This window comes from Solimonas fluminis (assembly GCF_002930645.1).
Taxonomy (GTDB): Bacteria; Pseudomonadota; Gammaproteobacteria; order Nevskiales; family Nevskiaceae; genus Solimonas_A; species Solimonas_A fluminis.
Map to the genome: position 1 here is coordinate 412,700 of NZ_PSNW01000001.1, position 23,301 is coordinate 436,000.

At 68.4% G+C, this 23,301-nt stretch carries 19 protein-coding genes; 4 read left to right on the forward strand and 15 right to left on the reverse strand.

The window, feature by feature from the left end; translation table 11 throughout:
- Positions 1-120: 120 nt before the first annotated feature.
- A complete protein-coding gene (locus C3942_RS01970; RefSeq protein ID WP_104228649.1) occupies positions 121-2,058 on the forward strand; it encodes a DUF1302 domain-containing protein in 1,938 nt (645 codons plus the stop codon).
- A gap of 9 nt (positions 2,059-2,067) precedes the next feature.
- Positions 2,068-3,075: a flavin reductase family protein gene (locus C3942_RS01975; RefSeq protein ID WP_104228650.1), complete on the forward strand. Its 1,008-nt coding sequence runs from the start codon at positions 2,068-2,070 to the stop codon at positions 3,073-3,075.
- Between the two features lie 60 nt (positions 3,076-3,135).
- Here C3942_RS01975 and C3942_RS01980 read toward each other — a convergent pair whose 3' ends face one another.
- Both C3942_RS01980 and C3942_RS01985 read right to left on the reverse strand, forming a co-directional pair.
- Positions 3,136-3,996 carry an SDR family NAD(P)-dependent oxidoreductase gene (locus C3942_RS01980; RefSeq protein WP_104228651.1) on the reverse strand — a complete coding sequence of 287 codons (861 nt, stop codon included), beginning with the start codon at positions 3,994-3,996 and terminating at the stop codon, positions 3,136-3,138.
- 64 nt (positions 3,997-4,060) lie between these two features.
- Complete coding sequence (locus tag C3942_RS01985) at positions 4,061-5,434, reverse strand: DUF1329 domain-containing protein (RefSeq protein WP_104228652.1); 1,374 nt, start codon at positions 5,432-5,434, stop codon at positions 4,061-4,063.
- Positions 5,435-5,682: 248 nt separating this feature from the next.
- Here C3942_RS01985 and C3942_RS01990 point away from each other — a divergent pair, with 248 nt between their 5' ends.
- Positions 5,683-6,603, forward strand: coding sequence for a pirin family protein (locus C3942_RS01990; RefSeq protein ID WP_207765937.1), 921 nt, complete (start codon positions 5,683-5,685; stop codon positions 6,601-6,603).
- Positions 6,604-6,975: 372 nt separating this feature from the next.
- Here the strand turns inward: C3942_RS01990 and C3942_RS01995 are convergent, their stop codons facing one another.
- The 13 genes from C3942_RS01995 to C3942_RS02055 form a co-directional block, all read right to left on the reverse strand.
- Complete coding sequence (locus tag C3942_RS01995; protein ID WP_104228653.1) at positions 6,976-8,370, reverse strand: amidohydrolase family protein; 1,395 nt, start codon at positions 8,368-8,370, stop codon at positions 6,976-6,978.
- On the reverse strand, positions 8,364-9,701 hold the full coding sequence (locus tag C3942_RS02000) for a CoA transferase (protein WP_104228654.1): 1,338 nt from the start codon (positions 9,699-9,701) through the stop codon (positions 8,364-8,366). Before C3942_RS02000 ends, C3942_RS01995 begins: the two co-directional genes overlap by 7 nt.
- A gap of 50 nt (positions 9,702-9,751) precedes the next feature.
- Positions 9,752-10,207 (reverse strand): SRPBCC domain-containing protein, encoded by a 456-nt coding sequence (locus C3942_RS02005; protein ID WP_104228655.1) that lies wholly within the window; start codon positions 10,205-10,207, stop codon positions 9,752-9,754.
- Between the two features lie 9 nt (positions 10,208-10,216).
- Entirely contained in the window at positions 10,217-11,719 is a 1,503-nt protein-coding gene (locus C3942_RS02010; protein WP_104228656.1) for a class I adenylate-forming enzyme family protein, read from the reverse strand.
- Positions 11,720-11,832: 113 nt separating this feature from the next.
- Positions 11,833-12,150 carry a hypothetical protein gene (locus C3942_RS02015; protein WP_104228657.1) on the reverse strand — a complete coding sequence of 106 codons (318 nt, stop codon included), beginning with the start codon at positions 12,148-12,150 and terminating at the stop codon, positions 11,833-11,835.
- A gap of 146 nt (positions 12,151-12,296) precedes the next feature.
- A complete protein-coding gene (locus C3942_RS02020) occupies positions 12,297-13,310 on the reverse strand; it encodes an alpha/beta hydrolase (RefSeq protein ID WP_104228658.1) in 1,014 nt (337 codons plus the stop codon).
- Between the two features lie 11 nt (positions 13,311-13,321).
- Positions 13,322-13,687: a Rieske (2Fe-2S) protein gene (locus C3942_RS02025; protein WP_104228659.1), complete on the reverse strand. Its 366-nt coding sequence runs from the start codon at positions 13,685-13,687 to the stop codon at positions 13,322-13,324.
- 36 nt (positions 13,688-13,723) lie between these two features.
- Positions 13,724-14,890 (reverse strand): thiolase C-terminal domain-containing protein, encoded by a 1,167-nt coding sequence (locus C3942_RS02030; protein ID WP_104228660.1) that lies wholly within the window; start codon positions 14,888-14,890, stop codon positions 13,724-13,726.
- Positions 14,891-14,900: 10 nt separating this feature from the next.
- Positions 14,901-15,341, reverse strand: a complete 441-nt coding sequence (locus C3942_RS02035; RefSeq protein WP_104228661.1) for a Zn-ribbon domain-containing OB-fold protein — start codon at positions 15,339-15,341, stop codon at positions 14,901-14,903.
- Positions 15,342-15,495: 154 nt separating this feature from the next.
- Positions 15,496-16,146, reverse strand: coding sequence for a TetR/AcrR family transcriptional regulator (locus tag C3942_RS02040; RefSeq protein WP_104228662.1), 651 nt, complete (start codon positions 16,144-16,146; stop codon positions 15,496-15,498).
- Positions 16,128-17,822: an FAD-binding protein gene (locus C3942_RS02045; RefSeq protein ID WP_104228996.1), complete on the reverse strand. Its 1,695-nt coding sequence runs from the start codon at positions 17,820-17,822 to the stop codon at positions 16,128-16,130. The genes C3942_RS02040 and C3942_RS02045 overlap by 19 nt, the downstream gene beginning before the upstream one ends.
- Positions 17,823-17,857: 35 nt before the next feature.
- Positions 17,858-19,777 carry a pyrroloquinoline quinone-dependent dehydrogenase gene (locus tag C3942_RS02050; protein ID WP_104228663.1) on the reverse strand — a complete coding sequence of 640 codons (1,920 nt, stop codon included), beginning with the start codon at positions 19,775-19,777 and terminating at the stop codon, positions 17,858-17,860.
- A 6-nt stretch (positions 19,778-19,783) separates the two neighbouring features.
- The gene (locus C3942_RS02055; RefSeq protein ID WP_104228664.1) at positions 19,784-21,721 is read right to left on the reverse strand and encodes a DUF1302 domain-containing protein; all 1,938 of its coding nucleotides are present in this window, start codon (positions 21,719-21,721) and stop codon (positions 19,784-19,786) included.
- A 195-nt stretch (positions 21,722-21,916) separates the two neighbouring features.
- Here C3942_RS02055 and C3942_RS02060 point away from each other — a divergent pair, with 195 nt between their 5' ends.
- Positions 21,917-22,684 carry an SDR family NAD(P)-dependent oxidoreductase gene (locus tag C3942_RS02060; RefSeq protein ID WP_104228665.1) on the forward strand — a complete coding sequence of 256 codons (768 nt, stop codon included), beginning with the start codon at positions 21,917-21,919 and terminating at the stop codon, positions 22,682-22,684.
- Positions 22,685-23,301: the final 617 nt, after the last annotated feature.

Below are 23,301 nucleotides of genomic sequence, written 5' to 3' on the forward strand. Positions count from 1 at the left end.
GCCATACCCGCCTTGCGGGAGACACCCCTAATCTTTTCGGGTGAGGCTAGGCTCAGTCCGGGCCTCTACGGTAGCGTCTGCATTATTCCTAAATAAAAAGTGTGCTGAGGGGAGAATCTGATGGCGAAGCAGGGGTTGGAGGGCGTTCGTACGCGCTGGACCTATGGTCCGAAGCTGCTGGCGGTGTTCCTGGGTGGTGCTGTGGTCCCGGCCTGGGCCGGTTCCTTCGACTTCCTCGGGCTCGAGGGCCAGTACCAGGTGCAGGCGGCCTACTCCGCCGCGATGCGCCTCCACGACCCGGACGACCGCATCATGAACACCGCCCCGGCATCCTCGATCCCCCTGCCGGACTACCTGAAGCTGCCGGAGTCGAACAACTACGACGACGGCGACCGCAACTTCAAGAAGCACTCGCTGGTGAACAATCGCCTGTCGCTGCTCGGCGAGATCCAGCTGAACTATGGCGACTACGGCCTGCTGGTGCGCGGCGACGCCTTCTACGACGACGTCTACCACCGCAGCAACGACAACGACTCGCCGCCGCCGGACCAGCCGGGCGCGACGATCAACAAGACCGAGCTGCCCACCAACCGTTTCAGCGACGCCGCCGAGTACTACGACGGCCAGCGCGCGCGCCTGCTGGACGCCTACGTCTACGGAAGCTGGTACCTGACCGACGAAGCCGCGCTGAACCTGCGCGTGGGCCGCCACATCGCCGCCTGGGGCGAAAGCCTGTTCTTCGCCGGCATCGCGCTGGCCCAGTCCCCGGCGGACGCCACCAAGGCCACCGTGCCGGGCGCGGACGTCAAGAGCATCCTGCTGCCGGTCAACCAGGTGTCGATGCAGCTGGCGCTGAACGACAAGCTGACGATCCTCGGCCAGTACAAGCTGGAGTACAAGCCGACCGAGCTGAACCCGGTGGGCGAGTTCTTCTCGGTGGCCGACGTGGTCGGCCCGGGCGCCGAGTTCATCTACGGCATCGACAACCCGCTGTACCTGTCGCAGCTCAACGACGTCAACCTGCTGTCCGACGACGTGCCCGAGGCGATCGACCTGATCAACCGCCTGCTGCTGCCCAACGTCACGGCCCTGACGCCCATCTACGGCGCCCTGGGCGGCATCCTGGCTCGCCTGGATCCCAACATCACCGATGTGTTCATCCCGGACCTCGAAGCGCTCCAGCCGGCCGGCACCCCGCGCTACATCAACGTGCAGCGCGGGCCGGACGTCCGGCCGAGCGACCATGGCCAGTACGGCGTGGGCATCAAGTACCAGGTCACGCCGAACACCAACCTGGGCCTCTATCACCTGCGCTACCACAACACCACCCCGGCGCCGGTGCAGAACTACGGCTATGCCCTGCTGCTGCCCTCGCCGGTTCCGGGCGGCCCCGACATCACCACCGAGCAGCTGGGCCTGCAGGTGCCGGTGACCTACAACGTGCACTACTTCGACGGCATCCACATGTCGGCGATGAGCTTCTCCACCGCCCTGTTCGGCGCCAACGTCGGCGGCGAGCTGATCTACCGTGACGGCGTGGACGTGCTGGTGGACGTGGACGGTGGCCTGCTGGGTCCGGTGCCCACGCCGGTGCGCGCCAAGGTCGGCCAGGTCAACGTCAACGCCCTGTACGTGATCGGTCCCCAGTACTTCTGGGATGCCCTCACGGTGGTCTCGGACTTCGGCTACAACTGGGTCATCGACCGCGACGAGGGCTGCGGCCCGACCAGCTGCTCCGACAAGCTGACCTACAGCAAGGAAGCGGCGGCCTACTCCTTCCTGTTCATCTTCGACCGCAAGAACATCTTCAACGGCTGGGATCTGCAGGTGCCCGTCACCCACTCCAAGACGGTGCTGGGGCAGTCCTCGCTGCTGTCCGGCTTCGGCTCGCAGATGGGCGAGGACGACTGGCGCGCCAGCATCGGCTTCAACTTCACCTACCTGCAGAAGATCACGCTGGGCGTGAGCTACAGCGGCTACTACGGCACGCCGCACTTCAAGACCAACCCCTATGCCGACCGCGACAACGTCGGCTTCACCGCAAAGTACAACTTCTAACGAGTACGGATGACCCAGCCAGCCCCCCTGGATCCGCAGGAGTTCCGCAAGGCCCTCGGCACCTTCGCCACCGGCGTCACCATCATCACCACCCGCGCGCCGGACGGCTCGCAGGTGGGGCTGACGGCGAACAGCTTCAACTCGGTTTCTCTGAATCCGCCGCTGGTGCTGTGGAGCCTGGCGAACAACTCGCTGAGCCTGGAGGCTTTCCAGAAGGCCGAGAACTGGGCGGTGCATGTGCTGGCCGCAGACCAGGAGCCGCTGTCGACCCGCTTCGCCAAGCGGGGCATCGACAAGTTCGCGGGCATCGACATCGAGCAGGGCCTGGGCGAGGTTCCGCTGCTGCGCGGCTGCAACGCGCGATTCCAGTGCCGCACGGCTTTCCAGTACGAGGGCGGCGACCACGTCATCTTCGTCGGCGAGGTGCTGGCCTTCGACCGCGCCGAGAACGCGCCGCTGGTGTTCCACAGCGGCCGCTACGCACATGCGGCCCACAAGGGCGGCAACCAGCCGCGCAATCCGGCGCTGGCGGGCAGCTTCAACGAGGACTTCCTCGGCTACCTGCTGGGCCGCAGCCACTTCCAGTTCTTCAGCCAGATCCGCAAGGCCCTGGCCGAGGAGAACCTGAGCGACGAGGAGTTCTACCTGCTCTCGACGCTGACGCTGAAGCGCATCATGAGCGCCGACGAACTCGACAATGGCATGTCCAGCGTGCTGGGGGAGCACAGCGACGCCGCCGCCGGCGCACTGATCCGCCGTGGCCTGGCGCGCTCGGTCGGCGGCACCACGGACGCGGAGGGCCCTGCCTTCCAGCTCACCAACGAGGGCAGCGCCCTGGCCCTGCGCCTGATCTCCGCCGCCAAGGCGGTGGAGTCTCAGCTGCTGGAGCGCCTGGCTCCGGGCGAGGCCGCCATGCTCAAGACCCTGCTGCACCGCCTGCTGGGAGCGATCGATCCCGGCTCGGGCCTGCTGTGGCAGACGCCGGACGCCAAGGCGGCGGTACCGACCGGCGCCTGACCGGGAGCGACCGGCAACAAAAAAGCCCGCATCGCGGGCTTTTTTGTTGAAGCGGCCGGTCTACTTCGCGGCCGGGATCTTGAAGGTCATGCGCATGATGGATTCGAGCTGGCTGTCGGAGAACAGCCGGCGCATCACGCCCATGGGCTTGACGTCCTTGCCCAGCAGTTCCATGGGCTTCCACTTCTTCTTGGCCAGGATCTCCAGCGTACCCTGCAGGGCCTGCTCGGGGCTGCTGCCGGTCTTCTCGAGCATGTCGGGCAGCACCTTGCACATCACGCTCTTGAGCGGCTCGTAGACCTTCTGGATCTCGGCCGGCTGCTCGCCCCAGGTCTTGAGGGTGTTGGCATGGGAGTTGGCGGACATCGCCGTGAGCACGCCGCCCGGGATGATGGAGGTGACCTGGATGCCCAGCGGCGCCAGCTCGTGGCGCAGCGTCAGCGTCATGCCGTGGATGGCGTGCTTGGTCATGTTGTACGCGCCGGCGCCGACCGGGTTGGCGATGATGGCCCCCGAGCTGTAGTTGGCGATGCGCGAGCCCGGCGCGTTCTTGCGCAGCAGGGGCAGGAAGGCCTGGATCACGCGCAGCTGGCCGAACATGTTGATGTTGAACAGGCGCTCCACCGCGGCCAGGTCGGCGCCCTCGACGACGCCGACGCCGACATTGGCGACGCCCGCCACGTTCATCAGCAGGTCCAGGCCCTGGCCGTCCAGTTCGCGGGTGACGAACTCGGCGCTGGCGCGCACGGATTCGGTCTTGGAGACGTCCTGGTCGACGACGACGATGTTGCCCTCGGTCTTCAGGTCGGTGGGCGCGCCGGGGAGCACGCCGGCGAACACCTTCCAGCCCTGCCCGGCGAGCGCCTTGGTGAGCAGGTTGGCCTGGCCGACGTTGGCGCCGGTGATGAATGCGGTCTTCATGTTTTCGGTCCTTGGAAAAAAACAGGGCGGCTTTTCAGCCGCCCCGGTTCGACGATGCGAGCCTTCAGTGGCCGCCGCGGGCGGCCGCTTCCGGCGTGAACATGGCCGGGGTCAGCGGCACGTTGATGCGCCACCAGTCCTTGCCGCGCTCGTTGGTCAGGTAGCCGGCCTCGTAGGCGCCGGAGGTCAGGTCGTGATAGATCGACGCGCCGCGGTGCCAGGTGGCGGATTCCTGCGAGTAGAAGTAGTTCACGAAGGCGACGCGCCAGAGCTGGCCGCGGCCGTCCTGGTTGTCGGCCCAGAGGGCGATCCAGGAGTCTTCGTCCGCATACAGCGTGCGCTTGGAGTAGATGTGGCGCATGCCGGACTTCAGCGAGCCTTCCACCACCCAGACGCGATGCAGCTCATAGCGCACGTAGTCGGGATTCACGGTGTTCGGCTTGATGATGTCCGAGTACTTCAGGGCCGGGTCGTTGATCTTGAAGTTGTGGTACGGGACGTACACTTCCTTCTTGCCGACCAGCTTCCAGGTGTAGCGCTCCGGGGAGCCGTTGAAGACGTAGTCGTCGTCGACGGTGCGCAGGCCGGCGGGCGGAACCGGGTAGTCGCAGCAGACTTCCGGCGCCTGGCGCACGCGGCGGATGCCGGGCTGGTACTGCCAGGACTGCGTGGCGTCGTTGCTGAAGTTGTTCGGCTGGTAGCCGACGGCGACGAAGCCCTTGTCACGCTCCGGCAGCAGGTAGCCGGTGTAGAAGTAGGCATTGATCTTGTCGGTGTACGAGCCGCGCTTGGCCGGGTTGTTGCCCGGGTTCATGGTCATGAACTTGTTGCGGCCCCAGGCAATGCTGCCGTTGGCGTAGACGTCGGCGATGTCGCAGACGGCCTGTTCGGTGTAGGCGCGATGCGGGTTGATGATGTTCCACACCGCTTCCGAGCCGTTGGTCGGGAACGGGAACGGGATGGCGCCGCTGATGCCGGTGGTGCCCAGGCCGTCGTCGACCACCTCGGCGGTGACGGCGTTCTTCTTGACCGTGTCGCAGACCCAGGGCTTGTGCCCGAAGTCGCGGTGGCTCTGGTACACGTTCATCTTGTAGGACTGCGGATACTTCTTGAACAGGGCCTTCTGGCCCTCGGTCAGCTTGTCCGCGTACTTGCTGTAGTTCTGCGCCGTGATGGTGAACAGCGGCTTCTCGTCCTTGTAGGGGCCCGGCTCATAGCCGTAGGGCTTGGTCTGGCCCGGCCAGGTGCCCACCCACTTGCCGCTGTACTCGGGAATGGTTCCGTCCTTGTTGGCGGCCTTCTCGGCACCCATGCAGGTGAACTTGGGACCAGCCAGCTCGGCAGCCTTTTCGGCCGAGACCTTGGCGGAAGCGCTCTGGGCCGACAGGCCGGCCATCGTGGCCAGCAGGAACGACGCCAGTACGGGTTTGAATTTCATCCAATATCCTCCAGATAACGCGGGGAACGTTTCGTCCCCTTCGAGTTCGTGTCAGCCCGGGTACAGCCACTCGAATCATAGTTCGTAGTGCTGCGCCATGTTATTGCACACCCCTTTTTGTGCCTCGTCCGAACCGACTACTTCTGCACTGCAACATGGCACCGGGGTGGCGGCCTGACATCGGACTGCCATCCCCTGGCCGGCGTTCCCGCTTGCATCCGCGCCACGGCTGGGCGAGCCTGCCGGCCATGAGCCTGATCCTCCCCGACGACCATGGCGGTCCGCTGACGCAGCGGATCGAAGCCTCCACCGCCACCCTGGGCGAAGGCATGCGCATCGCGCGCGCCCTGCCCACGCGCCAGCGCCGCCTCGTCGGCGCCTGGTGCTTCCTGGACCACTTCGGCCCCACCGATGTCTCGACCGGCAAGGGCATGCGCGTAGGCCCGCACCCGCATATCGGCCTGCAGACGGTGACCTGGCTGCTGGAAGGCGAGATCCTGCATCGCGACAGCCTCGGCAGCCTCTGCCCGATCAAGCCCGGCCAGCTCAACCTGATGACTGCCGGCCGCGGCATCTGCCATTCCGAGGAGTCGCCGGTCCCCCGGCCCGCCGGCATGCATGGCGCGCAGTTCTGGATCGCCCTGCCCGAGGCGCGCCGCCACGGCGAGCCTGCCTTCGCCCATCACCCCCAGTTGCCGCAGGTACAGCGCGACGGCTTCCGGGTCAGCGTGCTGGCCGGCACCGCCCTGGGCGAACGCTCCCCCGCCGAGATCCACACGCCACTGGTGGGCCTGGAGCTGCGCAGCACGGACGCGGCGGGAACGCAGTTCCCGCTCGACCCGGGCTTCGAGTACGCCGCGCTGGTACTGCAGGGCAGCGTGAAGGTACGCGACGAAATCCTGGCCCCCGGCACCCTGCTCTACCTCGGCCAGGGCTGCGACTCCCTGGCCCTGCGCTGCGATGCGCCCGCGGTGATGCTGCTGATCGGCGGCGAGCCGATGCAGGAGGCACCGCTGATGTGGTGGAACTTCGTGGCGCGGACCAAGGACGAGCTGACGCAGGCCTGCCGCGACTGGAATGCGCAGGCGGAGTACTTCGGGAAGGTAACGGGATATGACGGCGCGCGGCTGGTGGCGCCATTGCCGCCTTGGGCGATTCAAGGCGCTTAGACAATGCCTAAATGGCATTGTCTGCCTTGAATCGCGGGCGGCCATGGAATGTTTGGCCCCGCTGAGGCATGACCCCATGTCATGCCGAAGTAAGCCAAACATGCCCCGGGGATCCATCAGATCGCTGCTGTCCCGCCATGGATGGCGCCCCGCTGTAGTGCTTTCAGCGCTGCCGCGGCGTACCGTGATGGCTCTTGCCCCGCGGGCGGCTTCACGGCATTCGTGATCATGCGGCAGCGGAACTCTGCCACCGATGGCGACCCGAAGAATGCATTCACCCTTCGACAGGCTCGGGGCGAACGGTTGCGCTGACGCTGCCGCCCTGCACAGAAACCCTCTCCCCTGCCCCTCTCCCGCAGGCGGGCGAGGGAATCAAATCCGTGACGCAGAAATCAGCCGGCCTTCTCTCCAGCATGCCCTCACCTCCACCTGCGCCAGCGCGTTGCGCGCCACGCCCCAGGGCTGCGTCAGCAGGCACAGGTCCGCCGCCGCTCCCACCGCCAGCTTCGGTGCCGCAGTGCCCGGCGCCTCCAGCGGCGAGGTGAACAGCGCCAGCGCCTGCTCCGGCGTCAAGGCCTCCCTTCCCGCCACCGGTTGTCCCGCGGCCGTCCGCCGCTGCACCGCGGCATCCATCGCTGCCCAGGGATCGGCATCGCCGTAGGGAGCGTCGGAGCTGCCGGCGAGGCGGATGCCGCGATCCAGGATGCCACGCAGGCGATACAGCCAGGGCTGGTCGATCGCCTCCACGTCGCGCAGGTAGGCATCGCCGCGCGTGGCGATGAAGCCGGGCTGCGTCACCACGGCGAGCCGCAGCTCGGCGACCTGCTCCAGCAGCTCCGGCGGACAGACCGAGGCGTGCTCGATGCGGTCGCCCTGACGGACGCCGGCTTCCTGCAGCGCCGCCAGGGCAAAGGCGAGATCCACGCGGCTGACGCAGTGGAAGGCGACGCCGCGGCCGGCGGCATGCGCGGCGCGGATATCGGCGCACAGCACATCGAAGTCCGGCAGTTCATGATCGTGCAGGTGGAACTTGCGTTCGCCGCGCTGCAATCCAGGCCGGTCCGCCGCCGCATCGAGCCCGGCGTTGCCCATCACGCGCAACGACTGCAGGAGATCGCCGCGCTGCTGCGCCTCGGCGAATGCCGTCCAGGCCGCCATGTCGTTGTCATGGCTGGTATCGCAAAGGCCAGTGACGCCGCGGCTGGCGAACCAGCGGCTGACCTCGCCCAGCGCGGGACGGCGGCCGCCGATGCGCGCACGCAGCCAGGCATCCGCATCGTAGAGACGCCCCGTGGCCCGTCCCTCGCGGCGCTCCAGGGGATCATCGGCAGACTCCTCGACCAAGGCCAATGCGGCGGAGTTCAGCAGCCAGAGCCGGCCGCTGCGATGCTGCAGGCGCAATGGGCGCTCCGGCACGGCAAGGTCGAGCCAGGAGCGGTCGACGTCGCCGGCCACCGACTCGTGGTAGCCGACGCCGCGCAGCCATTCTCCCGGCGCCCCCGCGATATCGGCCTTGCGCAGGGCTTCGGCCAGCGCGTCGGCACCAGCCACGGCCGGCGGGCCGCAATCCACCGAGGCACGCGCGGCGGCCAGGGCATGCAGATGCAGGTGGTGATCCCTGAGCCCCGGCAGCAGGACGCCACCGGCGGCATCGAGCACCGGCTCGCCGGGCTCGGCTGGCAAGCCCTCGGATATCTCGGCGATGCGGCCTTCGCGCAGGCGCAGATCCACGCGCAGGCCATCCAGTTCGGCGCGGCGGATCAGCATGCGGCCCACTCCGCGATCACTTCGGCAGTGTGGGCGCCAAGCGCGGGCGCAGCACCGATGGGGATGCGGGCCTGCGGCATGCGGGCACCGCCATCGGCCATGGCGCGCCCGGTCCACTCGCGCTGGCGCGCACGCAGGACTTCATCGCCATCCGGCAGATCGAATTGCAGGCAGTGGCGCACCACGTCGCGCAGCGCCAGGGACACCAGCCTGCCGCCACCCGCCTGCCAGCCCGCCCAGGCCGCCAGCGCGGCATGGAGGCCCGTGAGCGGATCGGCGATGGCGTCGCCGACGATCAGCGCCTGCCCGGTGACTCGATGCAGGGTGTCGCTGAGTCCTGCCGCCACCGCGGCATCGTCGCCATAGGCGATCCACTGCTCCTGCGGATCGCCACGGCCGTAGCCGCTGAGGCTGATCCAGGTCAGGCCGTGTTCGCGCGCGAGGGCCTCCGCGTCGAAGCCCATCTGCCGCAGCGCACGCGGGCGCGAGGCTTCGATGACGATGTCGGCGGCCGTCATGAGGCGGCGCAACTGCGCCCGGCCCTCGCCGCTGCGCAGGTCCAGCGCCACGCTGCGCTTGCCGGCGTTCATCAGGTCGAAGAAGGCCGGCGGGCCGTTGCGCGCACCGTCGGGGCGCTGGGTGCTTTCCAGCTTCACCACGTCCGCGCCAAGCCGCTGCAGCAGGTGTCCGCAGAGGGGTCCGGCCCAGAGCGAGGAGAGGTCGAGGACGCGAGGCGCACGCTCGCGCACGTCGGACGCCCGCGCCGTGAATCCACGCAGCCAGGGGCGGTCCTCCCGCTCCGGCTGCGCATCGGCCAGCGCCAGCCCGAGCAGGCGCCCCTGCTCGATCAGCGGCCCCACCGGGCGCTCGCAGACGGCCGCAGCCAGGCCCTCCCAATCCGGCGCCGGTTCCATCTCCAGCCAGGCGGGCAGCAGCTCCCAGTCGTCGTCGCGAGCCAGGTTCAGGGCGAACCAGCCGTCGGCGGCCTGCAGCAGTCGGCAGGCCCCGCCGGGGGAGGCCGCCCCCTGGCGCCGATGGCCCGCGATGGCCGCGCGCTCGGCCAGCAGCGCCGCGGCATCGATGCCGTCGAGGGCACCTGCCGGGGCGAGTGCCGACAACGCGGCCAAGGTACCGTCGGCACAGGCGGCCAGCGGCGCGGGAAACATCAGGGGGGCATCGGGCGTGCCGGTCAGCGCCATCAGGCCGCTGCGCGACCAGCGCAGGGCGGGATGCTCCGCGGGCACGGCCAGCGGCGCGTGTGCCGGCCGGCCCAGCTGGGCCAGCAGGCGTTCGGCATAGGCCACTGCAACGGAGTCATCGCGCTCGGACATGGCGCGCAGTACAGCAGACGCGGCGCGGCGGCGCTACGCGGGCAAGCGGCTCAGGCGGCCTTGCGCTGCCGGGCCAGTTCCTCGGCGCGCTTCTGCAGGGCCGCGGTCATGCCGGCGAAGCCGGCCTGCAGCTTGCCGCCCAGCAGGCCCACCACGACCGGATGCAGCCAGCCCTTGAGGTGGAAGTAGGAACGGTAGCGCGTACGGCCGGGACCGATGGCCTCGACGTCGTGCGAGCGCTGGCTCGACAGGGCGTTCAGCGGCACCGGCTTCATGCGGTAGGCGAAGCGCTTGCCCGGCACGAACTCGGTGACCCACTCGCGCTGGGCTTGCGGCCTGGCCAGCAGCTTGACCTGCATGTCGATGGGATCGCCCGGCTTGAACGAGGTCTGCAGCTCGACCTGGAAGGGGTTCCATTCGGGGTAGCGCGCGACGTCCGTGATCACTTCCCAGACCACGTCGGCAGGGGCGGCGATCTCGATGACTTTTTCGATGACGAAGGGCATTTATGGATCTCAGGCGGCTTTCTGCACGAATTCCTGGCGGATGATGCGGCGCAGGACCTTGCCCAGTTCGTTGTAGGGCAGCGCATCCTTGAACACGATGGCCTGCGGCACGCGCGAGGAGCGCAGCTTGTTCTTCACCAGTTCCTGCAGCTCGGCGACGCTGGCGCTGGCGCCGGCCTTGAGCACGACGGCGGCGGCGACACCCTCGCCCCACTGCTCGTCGGGCATGGCGACCACGGCGACGTCGGCCACGGCCGGGTGGCCCAGCAGCACGTCCTCGATCTCGCCCGGGGAGATGTTCTCGCCGCCGCGCACGATCACGTCATCGGCACGGCCGTCGAGGAAGAGGTAGCCCTCGGCGTCGAGGTAGCCGCGATCCTTGGTCGGGAACCAGCCGTCGGCGTCGAGCTGGCTGCCCAGCGACAGGTACTCGCCGGAGACCTGCGGGCCGCGCACGAAGACCAGGCCCGCTTCCTCGGGGCCCAGCACCTTGCCGGACTCGTCGCGGATCTCGATCTCGACCGCACCGGGCTTGCCCACGGAAGCGAGGCGGCGCTGCACGGCGGGATCGCTGCTGGCGGCGGCGGCGCGGTGGTCGTCCGGGCCCAGCACGGCGATGGTGGAACTGGTCTCGGTCAGGCCGTAGGCATTGGTGAAATCCACCGTCGGAAACAGCTGCATGGCCTTGGCGATGGTGGAGAGCGGCATCTTGCCGCCACCATAGGCCAGGGCGCGCAGTGCCGGCAGGTTCGGCTGCGTGCCGCTGTCGACGAGGTGATCGACGATGCGCTGCAGCATCGTGGGCACCAGGAAGGCGTTGCTGACGCTGTTCTCGCGACAGGCGTCGAGCCAGGCGGCAGCCTCGAAGTTCTCCATCTGCACCATGCGGCGGCAGGCGTAGGTGGAGCTGAGCACCGCCGAGATGCCGGCGATGTGGTACGGCGGCACGGTGACGACGATGGCGTCGTCCTCCTCGGCCGCGGCGAATTCCACGGTGCCGACGATGTAGGACATCAGGTTCTCGTGACGCAGGATCGCGGCCTTGGGCTCGCCGGTGGTGCCGCTGGTGAACAGCTGCACGGCGATGGCGCGCGGATCCTCGGCCGGCTGCGGCAGTTCGTCGCCGCCTTCGGGCAGGGCCAGGAACGCGGCGCGGTCGATCACCTCGATGTCGGCGCGCTTCTCGATCCTGCCGCTGAAGTCGGCGCTGGTGACCAGCACCGCCGGGGCGACGCGCGCCAGCAGCTTGTTGATCTCGGCCGGCGTCAGGCGGTAGTTGAGCGGCACGTAGGGAATGCCGGCGTAGGCGGCGCCGAACAGGGCCACGGGGGCGGCCGGACTGTTGACGTCCAGCAGGGCCACGTAGGCCGCGCCGCTGGCCTTGAAGCGGCGCGCGGCGCGCCAGGCTGCCTCGCGCAGCTCGGCATAGGTGTAGCGCTGGCCGCCGGAGACGACGCCGATGCGGTCGCCGAAGGCTTCGGCGGCCATGTCGAGGATGGTGGAGATGTTCATGGGAAGCCGGGAATCGGGAATCGGGAATGGGGAATCGATAAAGACGGGGTCATGGGAAATGCGAACCTGTGGCTTCTACGATTCCCGATTCCCCACTCCCGATTCCCGTCTTTTCAGTCCGAAGACGGCAGCTGCTTGGCCTGCTTGATCTCCAGCGCGGTGCCGTCCAGCGACAGCGTGCCCTTGCCGCCCTTGGTGCAGAGCAGCTCCAGGGACTCGTCGGCATTGACGTAGCGCTTGCCGATCAGGGTCTCGCCGGACAGGGCCGGGTCCAGCGCGCCGCCGGCCGGGGCGGCCGTCGTGGCACCCACCATGTCGGCGCCGCCGCAGCGCAGCTCGAACTCACCGGCCGGGGCCTTGACCACCATCACCTGGGTGTCGCAGACCGTGCTCTTGAAGCGAGCGCCTGCCTTGAGTGCCGTCTTTGCCATCTTTGTCTCCAGCGTCAATCCGTTATGCGAATACAGGGGGGCCCGCCAGCGGCGGCCGATAGGGGTGAACTTTAGTCCAGCGGCGGGGAGAGTACCCCGTCCACTTGAGTGAGTCCGGCTTACCGCCCGGACGGTCCCGGCGGCCTTCAGCCGCCGGCGCGCTCGGACTGGATTTCCACCACGGCGCGGATCCACAGCGACAGGCGCTCGAACAGGCCGTCGCGCGAGGGGAACAGGAAATGGCTGTGGCCGGCTTCCTTGAGGATGTGCAGGGTCACGTCGCGCGACTTGTGGAAGGCCGCGGGAATCTGGTGGGTGGGGCCGGCCATGTCGCGCTCGCCCAGGCCCAGGAAGATCGGCACCTCGATCTGCGCCGCCTCGGGGGCGACGTTGCCCGGCAGCATCGACATGAAGGCCGGCACCGGCAGCAGGGGGCCGCGGGCCGCCTTGATCGCCTCCACCGCGCGCGGGTCGGCGTTGCCGCCGGCGTAGATGGCATTGGACTGGCCATTGGCGCGGATGACGGGATAGGGCTCCACGAACATCTTCTTCGCCAGGCGCGGCAGCTGCGCGCGCACCGCGGCAGGGTCTGCCGCCAGCTCGCGCGCCTCGGGCGGCAGGTATTCCGGCAGGCCGCGGGTGGAGAAGCCCAGCAGCACGATGCCGGCGTGCTGCTTCGCATGGGCCTGCTGCAGCACGGTCATCATCGCGCCCATGGAGTGGCCCACCCCCAGGCTCAGCAGGTGCGGCAGGCGCGGGATGCCCGGGACGAGGCTGCCCTCGCGCAGGCGGCGCAGCACCACGTCGGTGGCCTGGCTGTTGGCCCGGGCCAGCAGGTCGGCGGTCAGCAGGTAGCCGTCCTCGGGGCGGTCGCTGTCGCCCATGCCGAGATGGTCCATGGTGACGACGATGAAGCCGCGCGCGCTCATCTGGCGCGCGAAACTGAAGCTGCCGTCGCCGTCCGGGGGCACCAGGTCGTAGTAGCGGCGGTTCATGCCGCCGCCGGGCAGGCAGACCAGCACCACCGGCGGCGAACGCAGGCTGCGGAAATCCGGCGTGTGCACGTCCACGGCGATGCGCGCGGACGGCAGCTCCGGCAGCTCGATGCCGGACTCGACGCGCAGGCTGGCGCCGTACTCGGAATGGGTCAGCATGGTCATCTGTCGGGAACTCAGGCTTCGAGGTAGAGCTTGCCGTCCGCCTCGGTCACGTTGAAGGTCTTCAGCGGCGCCGGCTTGCGGCCGGCGGCGACCAGGGCGCGGCTCCAGGCCGGCAGCGGCAGCCCGGCCACGGAATTGACCCAATCCAGGTTCTCGCCGGTGCAGGCGTCGAAGCGCGAGCCATGCCAGGGACAGCGGATGGTGCCATGCTCGACCCTGCCACGCGTCATCGGCAGGTTGAAGTGCGGACAGCGGTTCTCGACGGCGCAGGCACGCCCCGCCACCCGCGTCAGCAGCAGCGAGCGCCCCTCGGCGCTCACCGCATGCAGCCGTCCCTCCTGGACCTCCCCCGAGGCTGCCAGTTCGACACGACTCATCGCACCGCTCCCTGCGGGCCCTGCCCGCCCCAAAGCTCAGTCGACGCTGAGGACCGCTCCCGCCATGCCGGAGGACACCAGCACGTTGGTGACGCTCTTCACCTGGTTGACCGAGGTGCCGCGGATCTGGCGCACGCCCTCGGCCATGCTGTTCATGCCGTGAATATACGCCTCTCCGAGCAGGCCGCCATGGGTGTTCGTCGGCAGGATGCCGTCGATGGCCAGCGCCCCGGACTTGACGAAGTCCTTGCCCTCGCCCGGCTTGCAGAAACCGAAGCCTTCCAGCTGCAGCAGCACGTGCGGCGTGAAGGCGTCATAGATCATCGCCGCCTGCATGTCCTTGGGCCCGAGGCCCACCATGTCCCACAGGCGCCCGGCCACGCCCTGCGCCTCGGGCATCACGGTGAGGTCTTCGTGGTAGTAGTTGGAGATCACTTCCACGTTGTAGGGGATCGACTGCGTGGCACCGAGGATGCGCACCGGCTTCTGCTTGAGGTCGCGCGCGCGCTCCAGGCTGGTGACCAGGATGGCCTGGCCGCCGTCGCTTTCCTGGCAGCAGTCCAGCATGCGCAGCAGCGGCTCCATGATCCACTTGGAGTTCTGGTGGTCTTCCAGGGTGATCGGCTTGTTGTAGAACCAGGCCTTGGGATTGGTGGCGGCGTACTGGCGCTGCTGCACCGAGATCAGGCCCAGGTCGCGGTTGGTGACGCCGTACTTGTGCATGTAGCGCTGCGCCTGCAGCGCGCCCCAGCTGGCCGGGGTCATGGCGCCGAAGGGCACGCACCACAGCAGCGAGCCGGTGCCGTTGCCCGACTGGTAGTTGGTGGTGTTGGTCGGGTTCTGGCCGAAGCGGTACTGGCTGCGCTCGTTCATCGCGCGCCAGATCAGCACGTTCTTGCACAGGCCGGCGTTGACCATCGCCATGGCCTGGTAGATGGTGCCGGCCGCGGCGGCGCCGCCGCCGGGAATGCGGGTGGTATAGGCCAGGTCCTTCACGCCCAGGCAACGCGCGAGCATCATCTCGTCGCTGTTGTCGATGGTGAAGGTGATCATGCCGTCGATGTCGTGCGGGCTGATGCCGGCGTCGTCGCAGGCGGCCTTGGCGCACTCGGCGGCCAGCTGCAGCTCGCTGCGGCCGGATTCCTTGGAAAATTCGGTGGCGCCGATGCCGGCGATGGCGGCTTCGGTGAATTGGCGTGCCATGTCGGGTCCCTTACTTCTTGACGGGCCGGAACACCGGCACCTTGTGGTTGTTCATCGTGGGCTCGAAGGTGACTTCGACCGGCATGTCCTGCACCACCTCGTCGTAGGCCACGCCGACGACGTTGGAGACGAAGCGGGTGCCTTCCTCCAGCTCGATCACGGCGATGATCGGGGCTTCCTTGAAGCCGAACGGAGGCGGATGGCGGGCGATGGCCCAGGAATGCACCTTGCCCTTGCCGGACAGGGGCACTTCCTCGCGCTTCAGGCTGAAGCACTTGGGGCACATCGGCCGGGGCGGGAAGCGGAACTCGCCGCAGTCGCCGCACTTCTGGCCGAGGAACAGCTCCTTGTCGGCGCCCTCCCAGAAGAACTTGGCGTCGAGCGTGACGATCGGCGGGATGCGGGTGGGCTTGGGTGCGGCGGGCGCCGCAGGCTGTTCTGGCGTGCTCATGAGTCCCCTCAGGTTTGCATGGACCTTACAGGGGGTAAAGCTTGGGGGGCCTGCCTCAAATGGGTGAGGACACCCCGTAGCAGCCCGCTTGCTGGCGACGCTGGCCTTGCAGTCGCCAGCAAGCGGGCTCCTACAGGGCAAGAAGCTGCGGCAATCAGGGCTCCTTGAGCATCGCCAGCACGGTCTGCTGGATGCGCTGCAGGTAGCGGGGCGTATTGCGCACCTTCTGCTCGAACACCCGCTCGATGGTCAGGCCGGTCAGGAAGCAGTGGGCGAAGGTCAGGACCTCGCGTGCGCGGGCCTCGTCCAGCCTGACGTCGGCGAAGATCTCGCGCAGCGACACCAGGGGATCGCGGCTGAAGCGGTCCTCCCAGTTGGGCGGCGCCTCCTCGTGGAAGCCGCGGGTGGCGAGCAGGATCTCCAGCATCGCCAGGTAGGCGTCGTCCTGGTAGTGCGCCCACATGGTCTCGAGGAAGCCCTCCACCCGCTGGGCCAGCGAACCTGCCCGCAGGGCCGGATCGGCCATGCGCTGGGCGAAGCGCTCGTGGGCCAGGTTCATCACCGCGTCGAGGATTTCCTCCTTGTTCCCGAAATGGTGCTGCGCGGCTCCCCAGGTGATGCCGGCGCGCTCGGCGATGCGGCTGGAGGAGGCATGCGAGTAGCCCCCCTCCTTGATCAGCGAGATCACCGCGGAAATGATCTTTTCCCGGGTGCGCTGCGTCTTCAGCGCCTGCTTGCCCAGCGGCGCGGCCGGTCCTTCCGGCGAGGCTTTCCGGCGCTTGCCGGCTACGGCGTCACTGCACATGCGTGTTCTGCGGCCAGGAATCCGAAGGTCATGGCCGGCCCCAGGGTGGCGCCGGCACCCGGATAGTATCGCCCAGTCACCGAGGCGGCGCAGTTGCCGATGGCGTACAGCCCCCGCAGCGGAGCGCCATTGCCATCCAGGACCCGTCCGTGCTCGTCGGTCTTCAGGCCGCCCTTGGTGCCGATGTCGCCGGGATGGATCTCCATGCCATAGAACGGCCCCTCGGCCACCGGCGCCAGGCAGGGGTTGGGCTGGATGCGCACGTCGCCGTAGAGCAGGTCGTAGGGGTTCTCGCCGCGCTGGTAGTCGCCGTCCTTGCCGGCGGCGGCAAAGCCGTTGAAGCGTGCCACGGTGGCTTCCAGGCCGGCCGCGTCCACCCCCAGCCGCGCCGCCAGCTCCGCCAGCGTGGCGCCGCGCCTGAGCAGGCGCTCCTGCCGCGGCTGCAGCCAGTTCAGGCGCATGCCGCCCGGCAGCAGGGGGCCGTAGGGGTACTCGCGCTTGTAGCGGGCATCGAACACGATGTAGGCCGGCAGGTTGCCCGGCCGGTACATGGCCTGCACCGCGGTGGTATAGGCCACCGACTCGTTGAAGAAACGCTGGCCGGCCAGGTTGACCACGATGGCGCCTGGCATGGAGCGCTCGGTGAACAGCATGCGCGCGCGGTCCTCGTCGGGCAGGCGGATCGTGGGCCCCCACCAGGCCTCGTCCATCAGCGCCGTGGCCGCGCCGAGCTTCTGCGCCGCCAGCAGCATGTCGCCGGTGTTGTGGGGATTGGCGGCGGACCAGCGCGTGTCGCTCGGCGCCGGCAGATGGCGCTGGCGCAGCTCCTGGTTGTGCTCGAAGCCGCCGCTGCCGAGGATCACGGCCTTGCGCGCCTTCACGCGCAGCAGGCGGCCCTGCTGCCGTACGGTGGCACCGGCCACCCCACCCTGCCCGTCCGGCAGCAGGTCCACCGCCGGCGCGGACAGCCAGACCGGCACGCCGGCATCGAGCAGGGAATGGCGCAGGCGCGCGACCAGGGCGTTGCCCATGGTCAGGCGGCGCGAGCGCCGCGAGAACAGGCGCCAGGGCAGGTCCAGGAAGTAGCCCAGCGCCAGCTTCAGCAGCAGCCTGAACCAGCCCGGCGACTTGGACAGCAGGATGGCGCCCTCGGTGTTGGTGTAGCCCATCAGGCCCATCACGCGGGTCTGGCGATGCGGCTCCTGCAGCCTGGAGAAATCGTCGCCGAGCAGCCGCGCGTCATACGGCAGCGGATCGACCGAACGCCCGCCGGGCTTGGCCCCGGCCAGGTGCTGGTAGTAGTCCGCGTAGTAGGACATGGCCTGGAACTCCACGCGGCTGTGGTCCACCAGCCAGCGCAGCATGCGCCGGCCATTGGCGACATAGGCACGGACATTGGCCTCCGGCACGTCCTCGCCGGTCAGCGCGCGCATATAGCCCAGGGCCTCTTCCTCGCTGTCGGGGATGCTGCAGCCCGGCATCAGGTGGTTGGCGGGAATCCACAGGCCGCCGCCGGAGGTGGCGGAGGTGCCGCCGTAGTGGCTGCCCTTCTCCACCATCAGGACTTTCGCGCCCGCCTGGGCGGCGCGCAGCGCGGCGGTCATGGCGCCGGCGCCGGTGCCGACGACCAGGATGTCGGTTTCGTGGTCCCAGGAGGTGTTGGATATTGCAGTCATGTCGGCTTTTTCGGGTGCGTCGATGAAGTTCATCGCTACTGCAGCGTGAACGCGACGATCGCATCGCCGGTCCTGGTCCCCAGCGCGCCATGGCCGCCGGCGCCGATCACCAGGTACTGCCTGCCGCCAGCCTTGTAGGTCATCGGCGCGGCATGCGCGGCGAAGGGCAGCTCGTGGCGCCACAGTTCGTTGCCGCTGTCCATGTCGAAGGCGCGCAGGTACTGGTCCATCGCGGCGGCGATGAAGGCGATGCCGCCGGCGGTCTGCAGCGAGCTGCCGGAATTGGGCGTGCCCAGTTCCCAGCGGTCGCCGAAGGGCGCCATGCCGTGCAGGTTGCCCAATGGCCGATCCCAGAGCTTGTTGCCGCTGTCCAGGTCGATGGCCACCAGCCGGCCCCAGGGCGGCGCGATGCAGGGCGTCTTCAGCGGCGACAGGAAGGGCGCGCGCACGGTGACGTAGGGCGTGCCTTCCTGCGGGTGCATGCCGACCAGGTCGGTGGCGCCGGTGGCGCCGCGGTAGTCCTTGCGCGGCACGGCCTGGATCGTGAACGGCGCGGCCTGCAGGTTGACCAGCAGGCGGTTGCGCAGCGGGTCCACCGACACCGAGCCCCAGTTGATGCCGCCGCCCAGGCCCGGGTACTGCAGCGAACCCCTCAGCGAGGGCGGCGTGAACACACCCTGGTAGTCCAGCGCGTCGAAGGCCTGCTGGCACTTGCCCCTGTCCCAGAACGTGAGCCCCCACAGGTCGTCTCGCGTCAGCTTCAAGGGATGCAGCGGCGCGGGCCGGGTCGGGAAGGGCTGTGTCGGCGAGGTCTTCTCGCCGGGCAGCGTGGACGCGGGGACCTTGCGCTCCTCCACCGGGAACAGCGGCTCGCCGGTCAGGCGGTTGAGCACGAAGACGAAGCCGAGCTTGGTCGCCGCCACCAGGGCCGGCACCGGCTTGCCGCCGACACGCGCGGTGAACAGCACCGGCTGGGCGGCGACGTCGTAGTCCCAGACGTCGTGGTGCACGGTCTGGAAGCGCCAGCGCAGCGCACCGGTGTCGGCTTCGAGCGCGACGATGGACGAGGCGAAGTAGTCCAGGCCATGACGCTCCGCGCCGCCGTAGTGGTCGGGAGCCGCGTTGCCGGTGGGCGCGAACAACAGGCCATTCTCCGGGTCGGCCGACATCAGCGCCCAGACGTTCGGCGTGCCCGGGGTCAGCGTGCCCCCCTGCTTCACCTGCTCCGCCGTCACCGCCGGCACGCCGGGCGGCACCGGGTCCCAGACCCACTTCAGCTCGCCCGTGCGCGCATCGAAGGCGCGCAGGGCGCCGCCGGGGGCGGTGATGCGCTGGCCGTCCTTGACGAAGGCGCCGGTGACGACGCGGTCGCCGACCACCTGCGGCGGCGAGGTCATGTAGTACTCGGCCAACCCGACCTTGCCCAGGCCCTGCAGCAGGTTGACCTCGCCCTTCACGCCGAAGTCCTCGCAGCGCCTGCCGCTGCGGGCATCCATGGCGATCAGGCGCGCATCGACCGTACCGGTGTAGATGCGCTCGGCGCAGGCGGCGCCGGACCTGGGCTGGGCATCGCGCCAGTACGCGACACCGCGGCAGGTGGGCGCATAGACGCCGTCGAGCTTCACCTTCGGGTCGAAGCGCCATTTCTGCCGCCCGCTGGCGGCATCCAGCGCGATGACGCGGTTGTAGGGGGTGCAGAAGTACAGCGTGCCGTCGACCAGCAGCGGCGTGGCCTGAAAGGCGGTGGCGCCGTGCTGGTCGTTGCCCTGGGAGAAGTCGCCATGGTGGAAGGTCCAGGCGGGCTTGAGCCTGCCGACGTTGTCCTTGCGGATATCCGCCAGCGGCGACCAGCGCTGGCCGCCGGCATCGCCGCCGACGTAGGGCCACTGGCTGGACGGGTCCGCCGCGAGCGCGGCCACGGGCAGCAGGAACAGCAGGACGGCGCGGAGATTCATCGAGGCTCAGAAGCTGTACTTGGCGGAGACGCCGACGAAGTCGCGGTCGGCATAGGGGTTCTTGGCGAAATGCGGCGTGCCGAAGTAGCCCGCCCAGGTGATGCCCAGGGTGAACTGCTGCAGGTAGGTCATGTTGAGGCCGACGCTGAGGCGCTTGTCCTGGATGCCGGCCAGCGGACCGAAGGCGGCCGTCAGCGAGGACTGGCCCTCCAGCATGCGCGCGGCGTAGACCGGCACGGTCAGGTCCCAGCCCCGCAGCACGTTCTTGCGGTCGAAGATGAACAGCATGGAGATCGCGGAGGAATCCTTGGAGTTGTGCAGCTTGGTGTTGCACTCGTAGGGATTGCAGACCGGATCGACCTCCTGGACGTGCACGTAGCCGGTCTCGCCCACCACCGACAGCGTGTCCCACAGCGGCAGGCCGAACAGGTCCTGCGGCCCGAAGGAATAGATCGCCGACAGCAGGCCCTGGATGATCTTGGCGCGCGTCGGCGAGGGCACGGGGCCGAGCAGGCCGCTGCTCAGGTCCACCAGCACGTCGACGCCATCGCGGTAGATCGCCTCGCCGGCCACGTTCACGCCGAACAGCGCGGTGGAGAAGCTGGCCGCCGTCATGTGGATGCCGTCGAAGTAGTGCGGCTGGTAGGTCACCGGCACCTGCAGGCCCAGCGTGCCGGTGGCCAGGATCGGCACGCCGCCCGGCCCCACCAGCAGCGGCGCCGAACCGTAGGTCTGCACCGGCGCCGGCGTGGTGCTGTGGTAGCGCAGGTGATAGAGGCCGACGCCGGTGGTCGGCGTCATCTGGTACTTCAGGCCGACACCGTACTGTCCGTGGTCGCTCGGCTTCTTCTCGCCGTTGTAGAGCACGTTGATGTACTTGGGCTGGCCCGGCATCGGGATGTTGGCGATCTGCAGCGGCAGATCCGGCAGGAAGGGATCCAGCGCCGCCAGGGTGTTGCTCAGGAAGTCCGTGACTCCGCCCAGCGGCAGGTTCGCGAAATCCGCCACCAGCTGCAGGTACTCCGCCAGGTCGGTGGACAGCAGGTTCACATCGGCCAGGTTCGGCAGGTACAGCGGGTTCTCCAGCCCATAGGTGAACTGCGCGCCGGGACCGACCACGTCGGCCACCGAGAAGTACTCGCCCACCGGGTTCAGTTCGGTGGACTTGTACTCCAGCTTGTACTGGCCCAGCAGGGTCAGCTCCGGCGTCAGCGCCAGCTGCATCGACACCTGGTTGACCGGCAGCAGGATGCTCTTGACGTCGGCGCCCGGCACGTTGGCCTTGGTGGCGTCGGCCGGCGACTGCGCCAGCGCGATGCCGGAGAAGAACAGGCTCTCGCCCCAGGCGGCGATATGGCGGCCCAGGCGCAGGTTCAGCGCGGCCTCCTCGCCCAGGTACCAGGTGCCGTAGACGTAGGCATCGAGCAGCCGCGCACGTGCGCCGTCGTAGTACTCCGCGGCATCGGTGAAGCGGTCCACCGGGCCCTCGTGCGGGTCGTTGATGTTGCCGGTGGTCTGGCTCAGCGTGGCCGACTGCCGGTTGTCGTTGCGCCGGCGGTAGACATCGTCGTAGAACGCGTCGGCGCGTACGCGGATGCCGTAGTCCTCGTGCGTCAGGCCCAGTTCGCCCAGCACGGTGATGCGGTTGTTGAACAGCGCGCCCTTGTCGAAGTTGCGGTCGCCGTCGTCGTAGTTGGCCGACTCGGGAATCTTCAGCGTCTCCGGCACCGGGATGTCGGGCGAGCCCGGCGCATCGATGATGCGGTCGTCGGCATCGTGCAGGCGCATGGCCGCCGCATAGCCCAGCTGCATCTGCCAGTCGCCGTCGAGACCGAACAGCTCGAACTCCCCTGCCCTCGCCGGATGACTGGCCAGGGCCGGAACCATGGCACAGGCCACGGCAAGGCCGCGATGCGCGAACGGCCATTGAATGCGACGGGACATGGATTCTCCTCCGCTGATCGTTCTAGTGTCTGCAGCCCGCCCAGCTTAGGAACCCGGCCCTCCCGCCCTCCTCCCTCAAACTGCGTACAGTTTTTTGCTGCACTGCGATCAGTCGGGGGTTCACCCCAAAGGGTGAGGATTCGCCGGGGCCGCGCCCGAATACTGCCCCCCATTCCCCGACTCTCAAGGATGGCCATGCAGAACAACGATTTCCCCAAGGGCGCGACGCTGGTGTTCGGCGGCAGCGGCGGCATCGGCCAGGGCGTGGCCACCACCTTCGCCGCCGCCGGCTCCGACGTGGCGGTGGTTTACCGCGCCAAGAAGGAAGTGGCCGAGCGCGTGGCCGGCGAGATCCGGGCGCTGGGCCGCAAGGGCACGATCCACGCCGCCGACGTGACCGACCCCAAGCAGATCGACGCCGCCGTGGCCGCCGCGATCCAGGAGCACGGCCGCATCCATACCGTGGTCTGGGCCGCAGGCCCGGTGGTGGAGCAGGTACACCTGGCCGAGACTTCGCTCGAGCTGTGGCAGAAGTCGATCAACATCGAGGCCCACGGCTTCTTCAACGCCTTCAAGGCCACCGTCGAGCACCTGCGCGCCAACGGCGGCGGCTCCTATGTGCACCTGGGCTCCGCCGGCCATGTCTGGTGGCCGGCCAAGGACGGCCTGTCGGTGGCACCGAAGGCCGCCAACGAAGCGCTGATCACCGGCATCGCCAAAGAGGAAGGCAAGAACAACATCCGCGCCAACTCGGTGCTGGTGGGCGTGATCGAGGCCGGCATGTTCCTGGAACTGCTCAAGCGCGGCGTGTTCGACCAGAAGTGGATCGACGAGACGCAGAAGCTGCTGTGCCTGAAGCGCTGGGGCAAGCCGGAAGACATCGGCCGCGCCGCCGTGTACCTGGCCACCGCCAGCTACGTGACGGGGCAGAAGATCAATGTGTCGGGTGGGTTCGGGATCTGACGCGCTGCTGCTGCAGACGAGGCCGCCTTCGGGCGGCCTTTTTGTTTTCGCTCTGATAAAAGGACAGTTGCAGAAGGCGGGATGCGCTTCGCGTCGCCTGGAGGCGCCTACTTCTGGTCCCGCCCTACTGCACTGCAAAACCTTGATGAGCGCGAGCGAATGCTTTTGATGTACCGGGTTCCCTTCCAGTAGCGCCTGCCTGGTGGCCGAGTGCAGGGTCGAGCCGGACAGGATGTCCGGCCGAGGGGCCTCAGGCCATGGATGGCCTGTGGGCCCGACCCGTCGCACTCGTCCACCAGGCGGGTTGCCCCCGCTTCAGCGGGGCCGCGGATGGCAGGGTACGTTTTCTTTTTGGTACTTTTCTTCGCCTGGAGGCGCCTACTGTTGGTGTCGTACAACAAAGAAAAGTACCTCGCCCTTAGGCGAAATAAACCTCCAAAGATCCACCGCTCCTGACCGGCGTAGTCGCCGGCATCACCAACGCAATTTCCCAACGAAACTCCGCCGCCCCTCACCCTAACCCTCTCCCCGCAAGCGGGGAGAGGGCATGACAGCAGCGCGTGCCTCGATACACCGCTGCGCGGCACTCGGCATGAACGGTTCGGTTAGTGAATACA

Excerpts from the sequence above, each read along its gene's own strand:
- C3942_RS01970 (WP_104228649.1), top strand. The coding sequence starts at position 121 with ATGGCGAAGCAGGGGTTGGAGGGCGTTCGTACGCGCTGGACCTATGGT.
- C3942_RS01975 (WP_104228650.1), top strand. The coding sequence starts at position 2,068 with ATGACCCAGCCAGCCCCCCTGGATCCGCAGGAGTTCCGCAAGGCCCTC.
- C3942_RS01980 (WP_104228651.1), bottom strand. The coding sequence starts at position 3,996 with ATGAAGACCGCATTCATCACCGGCGCCAACGTCGGCCAGGCCAACCTG.
- C3942_RS01985 (WP_104228652.1), bottom strand. The coding sequence starts at position 5,434 with ATGAAATTCAAACCCGTACTGGCGTCGTTCCTGCTGGCCACGATGGCC.
- C3942_RS01990 (WP_207765937.1), top strand. The coding sequence starts at position 5,683 with ATGAGCCTGATCCTCCCCGACGACCATGGCGGTCCGCTGACGCAGCGG.
- C3942_RS01995 (WP_104228653.1), bottom strand. The coding sequence starts at position 8,370 with ATGCTGATCCGCCGCGCCGAACTGGATGGCCTGCGCGTGGATCTGCGC.
- C3942_RS02000 (WP_104228654.1), bottom strand. The coding sequence starts at position 9,701 with ATGTCCGAGCGCGATGACTCCGTTGCAGTGGCCTATGCCGAACGCCTG.
- C3942_RS02005 (WP_104228655.1), bottom strand. The coding sequence starts at position 10,207 with ATGCCCTTCGTCATCGAAAAAGTCATCGAGATCGCCGCCCCTGCCGAC.
- C3942_RS02010 (WP_104228656.1), bottom strand. The coding sequence starts at position 11,719 with ATGAACATCTCCACCATCCTCGACATGGCCGCCGAAGCCTTCGGCGAC.
- C3942_RS02015 (WP_104228657.1), bottom strand. The coding sequence starts at position 12,150 with ATGGCAAAGACGGCACTCAAGGCAGGCGCTCGCTTCAAGAGCACGGTC.
- C3942_RS02020 (WP_104228658.1), bottom strand. The coding sequence starts at position 13,310 with ATGACCATGCTGACCCATTCCGAGTACGGCGCCAGCCTGCGCGTCGAG.
- C3942_RS02025 (WP_104228659.1), bottom strand. The coding sequence starts at position 13,687 with ATGAGTCGTGTCGAACTGGCAGCCTCGGGGGAGGTCCAGGAGGGACGG.
- C3942_RS02030 (WP_104228660.1), bottom strand. The coding sequence starts at position 14,890 with ATGGCACGCCAATTCACCGAAGCCGCCATCGCCGGCATCGGCGCCACC.
- C3942_RS02035 (WP_104228661.1), bottom strand. The coding sequence starts at position 15,341 with ATGAGCACGCCAGAACAGCCTGCGGCGCCCGCCGCACCCAAGCCCACC.
- C3942_RS02040 (WP_104228662.1), bottom strand. The coding sequence starts at position 16,146 with ATGTGCAGTGACGCCGTAGCCGGCAAGCGCCGGAAAGCCTCGCCGGAA.
- C3942_RS02045 (WP_104228996.1), bottom strand. The coding sequence starts at position 17,822 with ATGACTGCAATATCCAACACCTCCTGGGACCACGAAACCGACATCCTG.
- C3942_RS02050 (WP_104228663.1), bottom strand. The coding sequence starts at position 19,777 with ATGAATCTCCGCGCCGTCCTGCTGTTCCTGCTGCCCGTGGCCGCGCTC.
- C3942_RS02055 (WP_104228664.1), bottom strand. The coding sequence starts at position 21,721 with ATGTCCCGTCGCATTCAATGGCCGTTCGCGCATCGCGGCCTTGCCGTG.
- C3942_RS02060 (WP_104228665.1), top strand. The coding sequence starts at position 21,917 with ATGCAGAACAACGATTTCCCCAAGGGCGCGACGCTGGTGTTCGGCGGC.